Annotated in this window: 1 protein-coding gene; it reads right to left on the bottom strand. The window is 44.5% G+C overall.

What is annotated here, in order from left to right:
• A partial coding sequence (locus ACYVBS_RS14710) for a hypothetical protein (RefSeq protein WP_460824505.1) occupies positions 1 to 283 on the bottom strand: 283 nt, incomplete at its 3' end.
• Positions 284 to 541 lie beyond the last annotated feature (258 nt).

Raw genomic sequence — 541 nt, 5'->3', positions numbered from 1 at the left:
AGTACTCGCTCCACTCCCTTGGATCGTACTTATCCTTGAATTTCAGCTCGTTCAAATTAAATACCCGGACTAAAGGTCCCACTAGACATGATGTTTGTGATGTATATTGACCGCCAATCACGAACATTTGATCCGGGTATGGTTTGACACACTTGTGGGCGCGGCGGCCCATGTTGCTTTCTCCAGTGTATACTTTTGTCCAGGTAAACGAAGGAATTGACAAAACATGTACATCATCGTATGGCCTAACTGTGCGTTCAGTGCCATTATATCCTCCGTAGATGTATATATTGAACGAGCTCCGGTCTGCCGCCTCGCCGACAACTGAGCAGAATGAATTCGAGGTTGGCGGTATATCGCCTGTAGTTTTCTGTGAATACCTTTTTAGAAGTCAGTGAATATTCAAGCGGTTGCTAGGAAAGGCTTTGCATAGATTACCATTCTCCAGTCCCAATATCATACAAGCTAACTGTCTCCATAAACGCGGAATCTTTCTTAGTCTGGCAGAATATGTTAGCGATAAAGTGAAGGCTAATCGGGG

It is taken from the genome of Lysobacter olei, from assembly GCF_054777355.1.
The sequence above is the reverse complement of the archived record's forward strand: the minus strand, read 5'-3'. Positions and strand labels throughout refer to the sequence as shown.